Source organism: Methylocaldum sp. (assembly GCF_039794385.1).
Classification (GTDB): Bacteria; Pseudomonadota; Gammaproteobacteria; order Methylococcales; family Methylococcaceae; genus Methylocaldum.
This window is the reverse complement of sequence record NZ_JBDIVO010000012.1, coordinates 1-16,846: the sequence shown is the minus strand read 5'-3', so window position 1 is coordinate 16,846 and position 16,846 is coordinate 1. Positions and strand designations below refer to the sequence as shown.

The window sequence follows — 16,846 nt, the reverse complement described above, 5'->3', positions numbered from 1 at the left end:
CACCGTCGCAGCCACGATGATGAGCTTACAAAGTCTTTGCCGGAAAAGTGTGCACATGGGGCAATCGTCTGGTTTAGCTTAGTGCTTCCTTGATCGCACTTTTGGGAATCGCGCCGACAAGATCACCGGCGAAGTAAGCCCAGCTATCGGCGTTGTTCAAGGCATCTTCGGTTTTGAATGCGTTGCCGGGCTTGAGTCCGTCGTAGTCGTAACGGATGTCTTCGGTCTTAACCAGCTTGTGGGATAATTCGTGGACTACCGTCAGGGCGCACAGCCACAGCTTCGGAATGTTTCCGAGACGCGTACGCTTGCCGGTGCGCAGAAACAATTCGTAAATGTAGATCACCGGCATGACGTCCAGGCTGTTGACCGAGGCGAAGGTGTTTTTCATCGACCCGTCCGCGCGCTTGTGGGGACGGTCGGAAAATATCACCTTGCCGGAATTACAGGCCGCCGTGATCTTCTTGAATCCGTCGAGCAGTTTGCCCCGGCTGGCATCGAGATCACCGGTCTTGGCACCGTCGGTGTGAAACCAGCGGCGGATCGTGTCGTTCGCATCCCCGGACTTGCCGCTCAGCTTGACCTCCACATCGGAACTCCACTTGCGGGCGAGCTGAAGCGCGTCGGACATCATCTTCCGATTACCCTCACCGAACACCTCGCGCCAGTGGTTGAGATCCGATTTGAGTTGGGCTTCGTTCCTGCCGGCGAAGAGATCATAGGTCCACTTGCCATAGTGCTTCGGAGAGTCGACAACCCATATGCTCTGGTTACCTTTCTTCGCCACCAGATAGAAATGCCGGAACTGCTTGATGCACGCCGCACGGTCTTGGTAGCCGGAACTGCCGGTCTGACAGGCGCTGAGGATCTCCTGGGACTGCGCGCGGCCGCTCAAGGCTTTCCCCTTCGCGGCTTCTTCCAACTGCTTGCGCAGCTTGTCGAGTACCGGTGCGGCATCGACCGACGGACCATCGGATTGAAGCAGCTTCTTCAATCCGGACTCGATGTCTTTCCAGTCCTTTTGCAGCGATGACGTCTTAAGCAACTCGATACTCTTGTCATAGACTTCGGTGAACACGTCCATCCGAATTTCCCCCTCAGGTTCGTACTCTTGTTTTGATTACAGACTCGTAGCAACAGGGTCACCACGAGGATGCTGCCGAAACTTTGTCGCGGCCTTATTTTTTATTCAAACCGGTAGCCGAATTGTCCATCCTGCACGTCGATATGCACCCGCTCTATGGCGTTCCCGTCCATCATCCGGATCAAGAACTCTTCGCTGATCCTCGGCAACACGGTATTGGTCAAAATCGCGTCGATCATGCGCCCGCCGCTCTCGAGCTCGGTGCAACGGTTGGTGATGAGTTTGATCACCTCGTCGTCATAGCTGAACGGCACCTTGTGGGTTTCCCGGATGCGCTTTTCGATGCGGCCGAGCTGCAGCCGCGCAATGGCACCGATCATTTCGTCGCTCAACGGGTAATAAGGAATGACGACCAGGCGGCCTAACAAGGCAGGCGGGAAAACCTTGAGCAAGGGTTCGCGCAGAGCCTTGGCGATGCCGTCGGGTTCGGGCATCAGTTCCGGGTCTTTGCACAGATTCATGATCAGGTCCGTCCCGGCGTTGGTAGTCAGGAGAATCAGGGTGTTCTTGAAGTCGATCACCCGGCCTTCGCCGTCCTCCATCCAGCCCTTGTCGAATACTTGGAAGAAGATCTCGTGAACGTCGGGATGGGCTTTTTCGACTTCGTCCAGCAACACCACGCTATAGGGCCTACGCCTTACCGCTTCGGTCAGAACGCCGCCCTCGCCGTAACCGACGTAACCCGGCGGAGCACCCTTGAGGGTCGATACGGTGTGCGCCTCCTGATATTCGCTCATATTGATGGTGATGACGTTCTGCTCGCCGCCGTAGAGAGCCTCGGCCAAAGCCAGGGCGGTTTCGGTCTTGCCGACGCCCGAACTGCCGGCCAACATGAAGACGCCGATCGGCTTATTGGGATTATCGAGACCGGCACGGGAGGTCTGAATACGCCTGGCAATCATTTCCAAGGCGTGGCGTTGGCCGATGATTCGCTGTTCCAGGATATCGGCCAGTTTCAGCACGGTTTCGACCTCGTTCTTAACCATGCGTCCGACGGGAATGCCGGTCCAATCCTGGACTACGGAAGCGACCGCTTGGCCGTCGACAGTGGGCAGGATTAGCGGATGTTCGCCTTGTAATGCGTGCAGCCGCCTTTGCAGGTCCTTGAGTTCGGACAACAGCGCATCCCGGTCGACGGCGGGTGCGGGTTCCGCCTGTTCCGCCGCCTGCTCCAAGGCGCTGCCGGTGCCTTCAACTTTTCCGGTCTGCTCCCGAAGTTGCTGACGCAGGGCCAGAATCTTTTCGACCACTTCCTTTTCGGAGTTCCAGCGGCCTTCCAGCGCCGCCAGCCTCTCACGTTCGGCCTCCAGTTCGGCTAGCGCGCGGTTTTCGCGGGCTGTCGTGTCGATCCCTACGGAACGTTCCCGGCCGATGATGTCCAGCTCGGTTTCGAGTGCTTGTATGCGCTTTCGGCAATCGTCCACCTCGGGCGGCACCGCGTGCTGGCTTATGGCAACGCGGGCGCAGGCGGTGTCGAGAAGGCTGACGGCTTTGTCGGGGAGCTGACGCGCCGGGATATAACGGTGCGAAAGCTTGACGGCGGATTCCAGCGCCTCGTCCAAAACTTGCACCCGATGATGCTTTTCCATCACGGAAACCACGCCGCGCATCATGCGTATGGCTTTCTCTTCGCTCGGTTCGTGCACCTGGACGACCTGGAAGCGGCGCGTCAATGCCGGATCCTTTTCGATGTATTTCTTGTATTCCGCCCAGGTCGTCGCCGCCACCGTGCGCAGGTTGCCGCGCGCCAAGGCGGGCTTCAAAAGATTGGCGGCATCGCCGGTACCGGTAGCTCCGCCCGCGCCAACCAAGGTATGAGCCTCGTCGATGAAGAGGATGATCGGTTTGGGCGAGGCCTGGACCTCCTCGATGACTTGCCGCAATCGATTCTCGAACTCCCCTTTCATGCTGGCCCCGGCCTGGAGGAGCCCGACATCCAAGGTGCGCAAGCTCACATCGCGCAAAGGCGGCGGCACATCGCCCGCCACGATTTTCTGGGCGAATCCTTCGACGACCGCGGTCTTGCCGACGCCCGCCTCGCCCGTCAGGATGGGATTGTTCTGACGACGGCGCATAAGGATATCGATGACCTGGCGGATCTCCTCGTCGCGTCCCACGACAGGGTCCATCTTTCCCTGCCTCGCCTGTTCCGTCAGGTCGACGGTAAATTGCTTGAGCGCCTCCTGCTTGCCCATGGCAGCAGGCGACATAGCTCCGCTCGCTTCGCCAGGAGCCGCTCCGCCTGCCTGAAATCCGTCGGTCGCGGCCAATCCGTCTTCGGGCGAACCGCCAACGAACTCAGCCAACCGTTCGGTCAGCGTTTCGAGGCCGATCTTTTCGAATTCTTTCGAAATGCCGACCAGTTCGCCGCGCAGCCCCCGAGTCTTCAAAATGCCGACGAGCAGGTGGCCCGAGCGGACCTGGTTTTCGCCGAACATTAGCGTTCCGTATACCCATCCGCGCTCGACCGCCTCCTCGACGTGCGACGACAGGTCGGATATGGACGTAGCTCCTCGCGGCAAGCGGTCGAGCGACTCGGTGAAATCCTTGGCGAGGCGGCCCGGATCGATGCCGAACTGCTTGATGAGGCGGTGCAGATCCGAATCCTGAAGCTGAAGCAATTGATGCAGCCAGTGCACCAATTCGACGTACGGATTGCCCCGCAATTTGCAAAATACGGTCGCGCTTTCGATAGCTTTGTAGCAAATGCGGTTAAGCTTGCCGAAAAGCTTGACCCGGCTGATTTCTCCCATGAAGCGATCCCCCTAGATCCGGTGTTTTTAATCGTTTAGAAAATTCAACTCTGTACAGGCAGGCGAATCAAAGCGCCGAGCACCGAAAAAACGGATTCAGCATCAACTCGTCCGCGTCTTTTTCTTCTTGTCTCGTCCCCAGCCAGCTTGTCCAGCCCAGTTGCGCGCCGCCGTCCAGTCGCAAAGATGGGACTTCCTGATATCGAAGAACCAGATTCAGATCCCAAACCAGTTCGTCCCCGGCGTAATTGCGTACGATGGCGATCAACTCGACCAAACTTTCGCCGCCCGGCAGCAGCGCCCGATATCGATCGATTCCCATCGGGCCCAGCACGATTCGGAACTTATGCTGGCAACCCCAAACCCTGGCGCCCACGACTACGGACAACCCCAAGGACCCACTGCAGGGCGAAACTCCAAGCCGGGACTGTTCGTGCGTCGCGATCTCCATCCATTCGCCGACGAATTCCCGCAAGCTAACGCTGATCCCGAAAAAATCGCCGATGAGTGCGCGCAGACCCTCGGGATGCTTGGTTTGTCCGGCCAAGAGACCGGTAAAGTAAAGCTTAGCCCGATCCGGCATGGCGTCCCGATTTTGAACGGACGGAACACCGATCCCGAAAAAGGAGCCCAAATAAGCCGCAAAGCGATCCGATTCGGGGCGATCGTGGCACACCGTAGGCTGGGCATTGGCCCAAGCCCGATAAAACAGGCACAGCATCCGGTGGTGAAACACATCCGCGAAACGCGAAAACGTATGATCGCCATGATGCCGGACCCGCTCGCGGGCGTACTCGGTCAAATGCAGGGGCATGGGTCCGTTGGGTCCGAACAGCCCAAGAAAACGCGCCGACAGACGCGGCGGAAAACCGTCCGCGCCGGATGCGAACGAAGCCAGGGTCGACGGCGCAAACTCGAGTTCCGGCTGTTGACTCAACCGAATCGGATCATCAGTGGCTTTAACCGATTTCCCCAATCTCGGCTTGTCCGCGTAATGGCACTCGATCAGCCGCAATGCCTCGAAGAAGTCGAAGCGATAGGGCTCGCGGCGAAGGAGCTCGATCAGATCGTGTGTCGCTGCCCGATACGTAGCGGCCATCGCATGATCTCCCCTCGTTCCGCCGTCCTTACCGACGTTTCAGCGAACGAATTCAACGATACATAACGGGCGAAGAATTGTTCGAGAACGGCCCCCAGAAGAAAGCAGCCGGAGCCCTCGAATGCGGATTCGTCAAACTCGACGGCAATCTCCAAACCGCGCCCGAATACAATGGGACCGGCAGCATCCACCCGACGAACCACGTTCTTGGATCCGATCGACAGAACGCCCTCGATTTGACGGCGTACCGTCGCATCATTCGGATCCGCATAAAGGGCGAGCAACTCGCGAAGCGCCGCCGCACCTTCGGTCTCGCTGCTATCCGTCAGCGTCAGGTAGTTGAGCGACAGATGATTGATCAGACGCCACGCCATTTCGCCGTCGGCGGACGAAGGCCTCGGCTTGGTCGGACCGGCCAAACACCGTATCGCTTGCACCGGAGCGCCGGTCTGCAAGGTAAAATCGGTAGCGCCCATGCCGACGGGCATCAGCAGGGGCAAATCGCGATTCGTGCAGAGCGTTTCCATGCCCAATTGTTTCAGATCCCCGCGATACGGCGCTTCGGCCGCATCGACCAGCGAGATGAAAACTTCGCTGCCGATATAGCTGGAGCGCATCCCCTGCCGGCGCTGCTTGGACGACAACACGCGCTTTTCACGATGCAGCGTGTAATAGGCGTTCTCGTCGCGCCGCCGATAACCGCTCCTGGACCCGTAGAACGGCAAGAACTCCCGTTCATCGGACGGCGTGGCGCCGTAACCGGTCACTTCGCTGACGCCATAGACCTCGTAATCCATCGGTCGCGTTCGATCCGGCACGACATGATAGTGCGGCACGAAATGGGTCAAGTGAATACGATCGGTGCGTTTCGGAAACAAATTGATCGCCGGCGTGCAGAACAGCGAGAAATTGCCGGCATCGACGGCGTTGACGAGATGAGGCTCGGCGCGCTTGAACAGGGCGATGACCTCGAGCTCGGTGCCGTCACAACGACTGACGGCCTTTTGTAAGCCGTTCAACCCGACGAACAGATAGCGCTCCGGAAACGCGAAATATTCCTGCAGCAGCCTGTAGCCCTGAAACGAGCGCGGACCAAACGGCAACAAGGCTTCATCATCGCCGAATCCCAGCCGCGATATCGGCGTCCGGTCGATGATCTCGACCCATTCCGATGGCCGCGATGCGGGTTGGACCGCCAACGCAAGCGTGTCGGCAAGCAATTGCTCGTAAAGACGGAACGGCAGTTCGCCGGTACCGCGCAAGAAAATCGGCAACCGGTCCAGCTTGAGCTGATTGAAGTGCAGACCCGCGCTGGTCCGGAGACAAAGACGTAAACCGGCCTTCACGCCGGGTTTGGTCGGCACGCCCAAATTGGCGACTGCGCTGGGCGTGGCGAGGTATTGCGCTTCCACCAGTTGCAGGGGCCATAGCGTGACGTCATGAGCGGTCCGATATTCGCAGGCGGTTTGCTCACCTTTGCCGATTTGACTTCTGAGCGAGGTCGCGCGCGGCACCAAGAATCCCTCGGCCAGCGCGCCCTCGGAAAGATCGGGCTGGAGTTGCACCACGGCCATCGAGGGTGTTGGCGAGAGATAATGCGGATAAACGACCTCGAGAAGATGTTGGGTTAAACGCGGAAATTCGGCGTCGATTTTGAGTTGAACCCGCGCCGCGAGAAACGCAAACCCCTCGAGCAGGCGCTCGACGTACGGATCGGAACACTCGAACTCGTCCAGCCCCAGCCGGCCCGCAATCTTCGGAAACTCTTTGGCGAACTCGGCACCCACCTCCCGAATGTGCTGCAGCTCGCGGTTGTAGTACTGAAGCAATCGAGGGTCCATAGTCTATCCGTTCAAATCGCTGACCCGCGCATAGCCGGTATCGAGATCGATTTCGGTGCGGATGTAAAGATGCAAGGGAAGCGGCTGAGCCCACAGATCACCTTCGATGGTGAACGTCATGGCCTTGAGATTCATACTGTCCGAGGCGGCGACCTTCACCCTCACCGAATCCGCCAGGATGCGCGGTTCGAAGTCGAGAATAGCCTGTTTGACCTTTCGTTCGATCGCCGGAAGGTCGGCACCGGAGAGAGGGGTGCCGGCCAGGGCCGGGATACCGAAATTCAATACCGAACGCTCCACGAAAGGATATTTTTCCAAATCTACTAGCGACTCCATGGCGGTGGTATTCAGCAACCACGCCAAGTCGCGCAATACGCTGTGGCGCAAATTCCGTATATTCATCACCCGCTGGTCGCGGGACTCCTGTTGTTTGTCCGGTTCGTCGTCGGTAAGGCGATCCAGCAGCGACGGCTGCAGGCGTTCCTTCGGCGTGAGATCAGCCATCGTTTTCGATCGTGTCCGTATTCATCGCAATTTCTCGAACATCGAACAGCGAGAAGTCGCCCTCGTTCGTTACCAATACGCGTTGTCCCATGCCCAGCGAGTAGCCCTCGACCGGCTCTTGCCATTCGGTTCTCCGGGCCATGCGAATCGCTACGTCATCGGCTTTTTCCGAGTCGGGATAACGGGAAGGAATCAGACCCACGGCAGAACCGCCGTTGGCCCAGGTGAATTGTGCGGGAAGCCAGACTAAATCTCGAAGGTCACTGGGTGGATCGAGTTCGATGCGGGCAATCCGGCAAAAAGGTATCCAGTAGTAGCGACCGTTGACTATGGCTTCCACAACCGGTCCCAGACGGCTATCGCTATCCGCCACCCATTCGAACGGCTTCCCGTCGATGGTACCGGACGTCCCCGGCGCCGATTCGAAACCCTGATCCCGGAACTGGATCGCCATCGGATAATCTCCCTGCGCGGCGCATTTGCATGCTTCTATCAGAAGCGCGATCCATCGCTCGGGCTTGCCGAAGATCAGCGGAGAAATCTCCCCGCGGAAAACTTTCTCGCGAAGGACTTCACATCGTATGGCTTCGCGATAGGTCTGCACCATTGCGAGATTGGCCGCATCCAGATCGCCGCACACGCTCAACTGCGTGAGAGCACGCTCCCAGCGCCCCATTAGGGCCAACAACTGGAAGAGAAAAATCCGGTACTTCGCTTCGGCAGGATTCTGGCGGACCTGGTCCTGGAGTTGCGCTAGCGCATCTTCCAGGCGGCCTTCCCGAAGACTTTCTTCAGCAGCGATGGTTGACATAGGCGGATGGGAGAAATTGAGGGGATGAATAGTGCCCGCTCAGCGGCGGGCACTGCCGAAAAATACCGCGCAAACTTATTGTTTTACGTTCGCAGCAATATTCCAGCCCATCTCCGGCTTGGCGCCCTCCGCGCCCTTTTCGGTCTGTTCTATGTATTTCACCTTGACCTTGGCGAAATTGAGCGTGACGTTCTCGGTCAAGCGGTCCTCGCCGCCGGAGCCGCCCGTAGAAACCGAGGTGATCAGGACTTCCTCCATGGTAATGGTCAGGTATTCCACCGGCTTTTCGCCGGCTTTCCGAACCACCAGCACGGCCTTGTCGAAATGTTTGCCGTTGCAGCAGCTCAACATTAAGTCCGGGCTCGCCTTATCGATATATTTCGTAAAGCTCAGATCCTGCACGTTGGCTTTACCCGCTCCGCCGCCGCTTCCCATATGGGTGGTGCCACTGTTGGACATGCCCCAGCTCCAAGCCAGAACGTCGATCTCTTCTTTATGCTTATCGTCTCTGGATTCCCCTTTAATCGGGTCGATCTTAATGAACATGTCGACTGCCATGGTCTTCTCCTTTACTTATTGGTACTTGTTGGTTGATTAAAACTTGATCAAACATGGATGGAATACACTCCGTCCGGCTCCGTTGGGCAATGTGAGTTTGCCGTGTCATCTCATATCGTCACCTCCAAATTCCCCTAGTTGCCAGCTCTTCGACTCGATCTGCTAGCCGCCTTTCACGGAGGGTAGTTTGGACACCAAACGCAGCGAAACGGTTAGCCCCTCCAGCTGGTAGTGCGGCCGCAAGAAGAATTTCGACGTGTAATAGCCTGGATTGCCCTCCACCTCTTCCACGATTACCTCGGCCGCCGCGAGAGGCTTGCGCGCCTTGTCGATGTCGTCGGACATGGCCGGATTCGGGTCGACATAGTTGTAAATCCAGCTTTGCAGCCATTTCTGCATGTCGTCCCGCTCCTTGAACGAACCGATCTTGTCCCTGACGATGCACTTCAGGTAGTGGGCAAACCGGCAGGTGGCGAACAGGTAGGGCAGCCGCGCCGCCAGATTGGCGTTGGCCGTCGCGTCGGGGTCGTCGTATTCGGCCGGTTTCTGGAGCGATTGCGCGCCGATGAACGCCGCAAAATCGGAATTTTTCTTGTGAATCAGAGGCATGAAGCCGTTCTTCGCCAACTCCGCTTCACGCCGGTCGCTGATCGCGATCTCGGTCGGACACTTCATGTCCACGCCGCCGTCGTCGGTCGGGAAGGTATGCACCGGCAACCCTTCCACAGCGCCGCCCGATTCCACGCCGCGGATTCTCGAACACCAGCCGTAAAGCTTGAAGGATCGATTGATATTGACGGCCATCGCATAGGCCGAGTTGGCCCAGACATACTTTCGGCTGTCTGCCGCCTCGGTTTCCTCTTCGAAATCGAATTCCTCGACCGGACAGGTTTTCGCCCCGTAAGGCAACCGAGCCAGGAATCTCGGCATGGCCAAGCCGATATAACGGGAGTCGTCCGACTCGCGTAGCGAGCGCCACGCCGCGTACTCCGGAGTCAGAAAAATCTTCGTGAGGTCGCGCGGGTTGGCCAGCTCGTTCCATGAATCCATCTGCATCACGGTCGGTGCCGCCGCTGCGATGAAAGGTGCATGCGCAGCCGCGCAGACTTTCGCCATCTCCCCCAGCAGTTCGACATCCGGCGGAGAGTGGTCGAAATAGTAGTCGGCCACGATACAGCCGACGGGTTCGCCGCCGAACTGCCCGTACTCTTCCTCGTAAAGCTTCTTGAAGATCGGGCTTTGATCCCAGGAAGTTCCCTTGAATTTCTTCAGGGTTTTTCCGAGCTCTTTCTTCGAGATGTTCAAGACGCGAATCTTGAGCATCTCATCGGTCTCGGTATTGTTTACCAGATACTGCAAGCCGCGCCACGCGCTTTCCAATTGCTGGAAGTCCTCGTGATGCATGATCGCATTCACCTGCTCGGTGAGCTTGCGATCTATTTCGGCGATGATGGACTGGATGGTCTTGACGGCGTCCTCGGAGACCTTGGATACGTCTTTAAGGACGAATTCCGCCAGAGTGGTCACCGCCGACTCGACCGCCTCTTTGGCTCGGTCGGATTTCGGCTTGAACTCTTTGTTCAAGAGGCTCGTAAAATCACCAAGCTCGCCGAGCTGCTCGGCGCCCTGAGCTGAGGTTTGGGTTTCTAATTCAGCCATGGCTTATCCCTCGCTGCTCGAAGAGTCCGCAGCGGCTTCGTCCGCCGGCTTCGGAGCCGAGGCGAGTGCCTGCAATAATGTCGGGTCGTTTATTACCTTAGCGATGAGCTCCTCGGCGCCTGTCTTTCCGTCCATGTAGGTGATCAGGTTGGCCAACTGGCTGCGTGCTTCGAGCAGCTTGTTCAGGCCCTCGACTTTCCTGGCAACCGCCGCCGGCGAAAAATCGTCCATGCTTTCGAAAGTGATATCGACGCTGAGGCTTCCTTCGCCGGTGAGGGTGTTGGGCACCTGAAACGCAACCCGCGGCTTCATGGCCTTGAGCCGTTCGTTGAAGTTATCGACATCTATTTCCAGCAGTTTCCGATCCGCAACCGGGGGCAGCGGCTCTGTCGGTTTGCCGGAGAGATCCGACATGACGCCCATTACAAAAGGAAGCTGGACCTTCTTTTCCGCACCGTAAACTTCCACGTCGTATTCGATCTGTACGCGCGGTGCGCGATTTCGAGCTATAAATTTCTGGCTACTTTCTGCCACGGCAAATCTCCTCTTAGGCTATAGAACTACAGCAATCTCACATTTTCATGGTTACGTGGGGCTTTATTCGATCGATAAAATCGCTTGCAGCTTCGAAATCGCGCCCCAGCGCACCGGTTATCGTGGCATGTCTACCACCCCACTTCGCTCATTCCTTAGTAACGACATCATCGACCAGTGTAACCAAACGAGTTCAATAACGATGCCAACCATCAATATCTCTCCATCGAAATAGACCAACACACTGTTTTGAATCGCTTTTGTTCACATTGGCAATAATTCGAGCCATCAAACTCACCCAGTTCAAGCAAAACAATATTGCGATATTTCGTATCTGTTACGGCATATCGTATTTTTGACATCCGGGCGATCGACGGTTATGACTAACCGGATGAGAAGGAACGGCGATTGCGTCGCCAATTTATGAATCAGTGTAGGGCTCACGCTTTCGTTATTTGCTCTAATACTGGCCGTCTTCGGACTGGTCACGCCCCCTGATGAACTCCACCTGCGAAAGGCCGTCCGGAGCCAGGTCTTTGACGATCTCGATGAAATCCATAAAAACCAGACGCTTGGCTCGCTTCAGCAGCAAGGGAATCGGGCTGGAGGGTTCGCATCGAGCGTAATAGTCGCAAATCAAATCCAGGGTCTTGATCACATCCTGGCGGCTGCCGATTTCCCCCGGCCGAGCCGCAGATGGTCTGGCGGCCGAATCGTGCGCGGACGCCCCTTCACCCTCGGATTCGGGCTGCGCGTCGCTAGCGCCGCCTTCCTCCGCATACTCTCCGAGCACATGCTGTGCTTCTTTGAGCAAGTCCCTCAACGGAGCCAAGTTCGGCGCATCGCCGACACCGACCTGATCCGTTACGAAACTTTCGATGGCCTTGATGCTTTCCAAACTCGAGACAACCGCCTCGCGGGTCGACGCCAGAACCTCCGGGTCGGCGTCCATGAACGCTGCATTGATGGTTGCAATCTCGGGCGAGGAGCTTCCGTCGCTGGGCGGTGGCAACTTTCCGGTCGCGATTTGCACGTCCCGCAGACTAAAGCGTCCGAGCGCACGCGACTCAACCAGAGGCGCAAGCGCGACCGGGCGCAATACCGACTCGAAGTCGCATAATCCCATCAGGATGTTGACGCGCTGCGTCGGATCGTTGTCGTCTTCAGGATCGAGGAGCGGATATAGATCGGGCCAGAACTTGCTGACGATGCCTTCCAGAAGCGCCAGGCCGTCGCGCAGTCCCGGGTGCCCGGCGGTATGAACAAGAGCCTGGATGAGATAGAGGATCACTTGCAGGTCGCGCGTGCGCTCCAGCAATTCGATCGCGTCTCGGCGTACTTCTTTCCAGTTCGGCGGCTGTGCCGGCTCGATCCGATCCCCGATCTGTTGCTCCGGCGTACCTTTGGCTTTCTGCTCCAGTGCGATGAATGCGTTGTCGTACTGAAGATCTTCCCCACAAGGCGCATCCGGCGATACTTCCGTCAGAAAGGCTTCTACGTTTAGCTCGCCCATAATCCCCCGATCGTCGCAAGCATTTTTTCGTTTGGTCTCGACGACTCCGGCTTTCAACCAGGATCACGAGAATATTTATTGTTCGATCTCGTTTACGCGGACTTTCCGGCTAGAACTCGACGCGAGTTCCCAAGGTAAACTTGTGACTTTCGATATCGCGATAGCCCAGCAATAAATCATAGGCTAAAAATGCCGAAATGCCGTGAGAAAATACCCCCGAAACCTCGGCGCCGAAGGTGTAATAATCCCGATCGGGTCCTTGAGTCACGACGGCAAACTGCTGCGCGGCGGGATCGCCGAGGAAGCTGGCGCCGATTGTCCGCTTGTCATCCTTGAATTGATGATGCCACTCGCCTCGCAGCTGGGGCGTGATCACGCCCCAGGGTAAACCGAAAGCGTACGAAATCTGGCTTCCCACCGTGGAAATGAGCGACTGGACGTGCTGCTCGTCGAACCTCATCCCCCAACCATTGCCCTGCCGCTCGCGATAGGCATCCACATCCAGGCCGATGTATTCCGTTCGCGCATAGGGCGCTAGGGTCAACCCGGCTATCGAATAGTCATAGCCTCCGCCGATACTGAAGGAATATTGAGTTCCGCCGGGATTAGCGACAGCCTGAGCATTGACGGTCTCGAACCCCGGCAAGGTATAACTGATGTTCCGGGTAGTCTCGTAATCGATGCCGCCGAAGGAACCGAGCGCATCGATATGGAACCCTTCCGTCACATAGAACGACCCATAAATGGATCCGGTGTAGGCATCACTGTCCGTACCTCCGGCGGAACGGTCGAAATTCGCGTTGGTGCGGGCGTAGGTGAAAGCGAGACCCGCTATGAAATTGTCGGTAAAGCGGTAATCGGCGCCGGCGGTAAAACCGAAGTTTTTAAACTGAAAGCCTTTTTGATCGAAGGTGGAATCGACGTCGCCGAAATGATAATTACCGTTGATCCAGACGCCGAGAGGACTGAACGAGCCGTCGCCGGCCGCACCTCCGGTGGCGAAGGAATTGCCCAAACCGGCATAGGCGCGATCCGCCGACAAGCCGTTTCGGTACATCTGTAATCCGGCCAGGCCCAAGCCGGTGCGCAAAGTTGCGAGCCTCGCGCCTATGGTCGAATCGACCAGGGCCACTTGGCCGGCAGTTACCCGGGTGGCTGTCGTTCCGTGCTGGAGAATTTGCTCCGGCGAGACTATTTGAAGGGCATTTTCGACCGGCTCGGAGCCGACCGTAGGAATCTGGCTATCCGAAGCGGAAATCGCGGCGCCAACGAGAGCGTCGCAGCGGTCTCTGAAATCCTCGGAAAGCAGCGAGTTTCTTTGAGTACAGGCGTCGAACGCGACATTGGCCATGTCGGTTTGAGTCTGGTTCAGCGTCGCTCCGCTCGTCAACGGATTCGCGGCTGCCGCCGAGATCCAGCACATGGTACATGACCACACCAGTCCTCGACGAATCATCGAAGTACGTGCGGGTATCGTCGCCCGAACGTTCTTTTCCTCTGTGAGTTCCCACATATCTCCCCCGGGAAGCTATTCGTCTTCTTATTTTTTGTTTTATCTTTTAGCCGTCGCAGTCTTAACCTGTCAAGGCGACTGCACGACAATCACGGTCACATTGTCTCGTGCGCCGCGATCCATAGCGAGCGCAATCAAGGACTCCGCGCGCTCCCGGCAATCGCCGGCTTCCAAAATCTCTTCGATTTCGATCGGTCCCGCTTCTTTATCCAAACCGTCGCTGCATAGCAGAAACCCGTCGCCCTCCGTCAAGTCGAACGTCATGATATCGAGCACGAGCACCGGGTCCGCCCCGACCGCGCGGGTGATGACGTTGCTACGTTCCCGCTGGGTCCGTTTCTCATTCGTCAGAATTTCGAAACAGGAAAGCTCCCCCTCCGGCGAATGATCGTGCGTCAGTTGTTCCAATCGGCCCGCGCGATGGCGATAAAGCCGACTATCGCCCGCCCACAGGCAGGCGCATCGATCATCAATCGCCAACAACACGACGACCGTACTGCCGATGATTTGACCGGTCGAACTCTGGCGGGCCAGTTCCCATAATTCGTCGTTCACGCGTTTCAGAGCCGACTCGACGTTTTTTACGGACTCATCCAGATCGGACGTAGCGGGCAGAGCCGCCAATGCCTCGACGATCGCACGGCTCGCGACATCGCCGGCCTGATGTCCTCCCATGCCGTCGGCCACCGCCCACAGGCCGATGTCCGGACGCTCGATGAATGCGTCCTCGTTGATTTTCCGCCGCTTGCCAACCACGCTGATGCCGTGAGAAAGCCAGCGACGAAGTCCGGACGGCCCGCTTTTCGGTGACGCAGGTCGGCTGGTTCCGTCTGCGCTTTTCGGCTCAGCCGAGGTCCGAGCCGGCAAATCGGGCAAGCGCCGGGTACTGATGGCCCATCCGCGTTGCTCCCAGCTTCCAGTCATCAGGGCGACGAATGCGTCTATCGGCGGCAACCCTTCGCAGACCAGGAACGAGGCTTCGATGTGTTCCGATCCCGATGTACTCCACAAGCTATGAGCCGGAAGAAAACGGTCGAGCAAACATCCACTGAGCCCCATAAGCACGTCAGATACCTGACTCAGGTTTTCCATCTCGAAGTGGAGTGCGAATCTACCCGCCCGCGGATTTTGAGAACGGCTAATGCCCGAACTGCTTTTCATGAAATCCGGCAGAGACAATGTCTCCAACTCCCGATCGAATTCAGCGAGATCGAAATCATTTTCGAGCCCGGACAAGGCCAGCGCTTCCAGATCCTCGAACCAGCCGCAGTCCCGGCGGAACAAAAAAGGCAGGTTCTGCGGTTCGGCCACGGGCACCGCCAAGGTCAACGGAAAGTACCGTCCGACCTTGTCCACGCTGGGCATCAAAATGCCGGCCCAGGCGTCACTCCCGCAGACGCCCGCACTCAGCCCGAAACGCCAAATCGGGCTGGTCAGATAAACATCCAGCCACGAATCCCGTAATTGTTCCCGGCTGGCAGCTATGGCGCTCTGCAACCACTGATCCCAATGATCGATGAAATGCCGGGGAAGACGCCGGGAGACGAAATCTCCAAGAGCCGGCAATTTGCCGTAAAAGCCGACTTGAGCGAGTCGATTCATAGAGCATCCGGGCAGCTGAAGGACTTCAACGCCGCGAGCCCGAACGGATTCGTCACGCTGCCGGCGCGCAGCTCGTAGCGTGCGCTGTAACCCTCCACTCTAAACGTGACCAGGAACCGCTCCGGAAGCTCGGTCTGTTGCACCACGGCCTCATCCAGCAGACGGAAAAAAGCCCAACTGCCCTCTTTCGAGCGGCTGACCTGCCTTCCGTCCACGGCCTCGAACACGACTCGAACGCCGGCTCCGGCCGACGGCCCCGGCCACTGAAGCCGCGTGACTTGTTCCGGGCCGTGCCGATAAACGACCTCCTGCCCTTCCAGATTGAAGCGGAAAGTCGCCACGTTCTCATCCAAAGAAATCGGTTTGAGTTCGAACGACACCGCGGGCATTTGCCCCCCCGCGGAAAAAAAAGCGGAACGAATGGCGGCGGCATTCTGAAATTGGCGGATGGTCGCCGGCGAAAGTCCCAGAGATTGGTTGTCCATGGCGACTTCCGTCCACACCGGGCGGTTGACGTCGACGAAGGTCTTCAGATTGGATTGGAAAAACTGATCCAGGGCGCCGTTCGGCGCGAAGAATTTCGCAAAATCCATCAGCGTCGCATCCTTCGAGCTGCCTCCCACGAACGGATAACGACCGCTGAAAGCGGCCTTGCACGGAGTGGCCACCGCCGTCTTGAGCATGCCGTTCAATTCGGACTTGGCTCCGGCCAGGGTTTGCCTCCAGCCCACCGTCAGAAACGAGAGAAACCAGCTTTTCAAGGGTTCCGGCAAGCGCCCGAATTCGCTCTTGGCCTGGAGCAGCACGTCTCCGCCACTGCCCGCGACTCGCCCGGAGGCACTTTTCAGCGCCTGTTCGCCGCTGAGAGCCGCGCTGCCGATTTGCAGCATGTAATCCCGCAGAGAGGCCACGGTTTGCAGGGTTGAATCCAGGGCCGCCGGCCGATCCGCGCTGCTCCGCACCAGATAGCTGAGGTCTTCGAACGCAGTCTCCACGCTCTGAACCGGGTCGGCTTGCGGAGCGCTGCCGGCGTCCACCTGGCGCGCGGCATCCAGCAGTTTCTGGGTACGGTCGTCGACCTTCGCCTCGGCGACAGCCGGAACTTTGTTCAGAAGCTGTGCGGTAAGCGAAGCGATCTTGGTCAGCGAGGTATTTTTTTCAACGGCTTCGAGCAATGGACGCACCGGGGTGGTCGGGCGGGACAATATGTCCAGCCACTCGATCGTCTGATTGATGTCCTTGGGTCGGCGCAGCTTGATGCTATCTAGAAGACCGCTCCACGCCTTCTGGTAATCGGCTAGATAAAGTGTCTTGA

At 57.9% G+C, this 16,846-nt stretch carries 13 protein-coding genes; all 13 read right to left on the bottom strand.

What is annotated here, in order from left to right; all coding sequences use genetic code 11:
• Window positions 1-73: 73 nt before the first annotated feature.
• Window positions 74-1,084 (bottom strand): M35 family metallo-endopeptidase, encoded by a 1,011-nt coding sequence (locus tag ABJK70_RS02240; protein ID WP_347257329.1) that lies wholly within the window; start codon window positions 1,082-1,084, stop codon window positions 74-76.
• A gap of 101 nt (window positions 1,085-1,185) precedes the next feature.
• Window positions 1,186-3,897 (bottom strand): type VI secretion system ATPase TssH, encoded by a 2,712-nt coding sequence (tssH, locus tag ABJK70_RS02235; protein WP_347257328.1) that lies wholly within the window; start codon window positions 3,895-3,897, stop codon window positions 1,186-1,188.
• 67 nt (window positions 3,898-3,964) lie between these two features.
• On the bottom strand, window positions 3,965-4,996 hold the full coding sequence (tssG, locus tag ABJK70_RS02230; RefSeq protein WP_156880901.1) for a type VI secretion system baseplate subunit TssG: 1,032 nt from the start codon (window positions 4,994-4,996) through the stop codon (window positions 3,965-3,967).
• Window positions 4,960-6,837 (bottom strand): type VI secretion system baseplate subunit TssF, encoded by a 1,878-nt coding sequence (gene tssF, locus ABJK70_RS02225; protein WP_347257327.1) that lies wholly within the window; start codon window positions 6,835-6,837, stop codon window positions 4,960-4,962. Before tssF ends, tssG begins: the two co-directional genes overlap by 37 nt.
• A gap of 3 nt (window positions 6,838-6,840) precedes the next feature.
• Window positions 6,841-7,341 carry a type VI secretion system baseplate subunit TssE gene (gene tssE / locus ABJK70_RS02220; protein WP_077731013.1) on the bottom strand — a complete coding sequence of 167 codons (501 nt, stop codon included), beginning with the start codon at window positions 7,339-7,341 and terminating at the stop codon, window positions 6,841-6,843.
• Window positions 7,334-8,152 carry a type VI secretion system accessory protein TagJ gene (locus tag ABJK70_RS02215; RefSeq protein ID WP_347257326.1) on the bottom strand — a complete coding sequence of 273 codons (819 nt, stop codon included), beginning with the start codon at window positions 8,150-8,152 and terminating at the stop codon, window positions 7,334-7,336. Before ABJK70_RS02215 ends, tssE begins: the two co-directional genes overlap by 8 nt.
• Window positions 8,153-8,227: 75 nt before the next feature.
• A complete protein-coding gene (locus ABJK70_RS02210) occupies window positions 8,228-8,710 on the bottom strand; it encodes a type VI secretion system tube protein Hcp (RefSeq protein WP_077731011.1) in 483 nt (160 codons plus the stop codon).
• Window positions 8,711-8,872: 162 nt separating this feature from the next.
• Window positions 8,873-10,369: a type VI secretion system contractile sheath large subunit gene (gene tssC / locus ABJK70_RS02205; RefSeq protein WP_077731010.1), complete on the bottom strand. Its 1,497-nt coding sequence runs from the start codon at window positions 10,367-10,369 to the stop codon at window positions 8,873-8,875.
• A gap of 3 nt (window positions 10,370-10,372) precedes the next feature.
• A complete protein-coding gene (gene tssB / locus ABJK70_RS02200; RefSeq protein WP_077731009.1) occupies window positions 10,373-10,903 on the bottom strand; it encodes a type VI secretion system contractile sheath small subunit in 531 nt (176 codons plus the stop codon).
• A 460-nt stretch (window positions 10,904-11,363) separates the two neighbouring features.
• Window positions 11,364-12,416, bottom strand: a complete 1,053-nt coding sequence (gene tssA / locus ABJK70_RS02195; RefSeq protein ID WP_347257325.1) for a type VI secretion system protein TssA — start codon at window positions 12,414-12,416, stop codon at window positions 11,364-11,366.
• A 109-nt stretch (window positions 12,417-12,525) separates the two neighbouring features.
• Complete coding sequence (locus ABJK70_RS02190) at window positions 12,526-13,929, bottom strand: autotransporter outer membrane beta-barrel domain-containing protein (RefSeq protein WP_347257324.1); 1,404 nt, start codon at window positions 13,927-13,929, stop codon at window positions 12,526-12,528.
• 69 nt (window positions 13,930-13,998) lie between these two features.
• The gene (gene tagF / locus ABJK70_RS02185) at window positions 13,999-15,531 is read right to left on the bottom strand and encodes a type VI secretion system-associated protein TagF (protein WP_347257323.1); all 1,533 of its coding nucleotides are present in this window, start codon (window positions 15,529-15,531) and stop codon (window positions 13,999-14,001) included.
• The coding region (locus ABJK70_RS02180) for a type VI secretion IcmF C-terminal domain-containing protein (protein WP_347257322.1) at window positions 15,528-16,846 on the bottom strand (1,319 nt) is incomplete at its 5' end. The genes tagF and ABJK70_RS02180, both read right to left, overlap by 4 nt.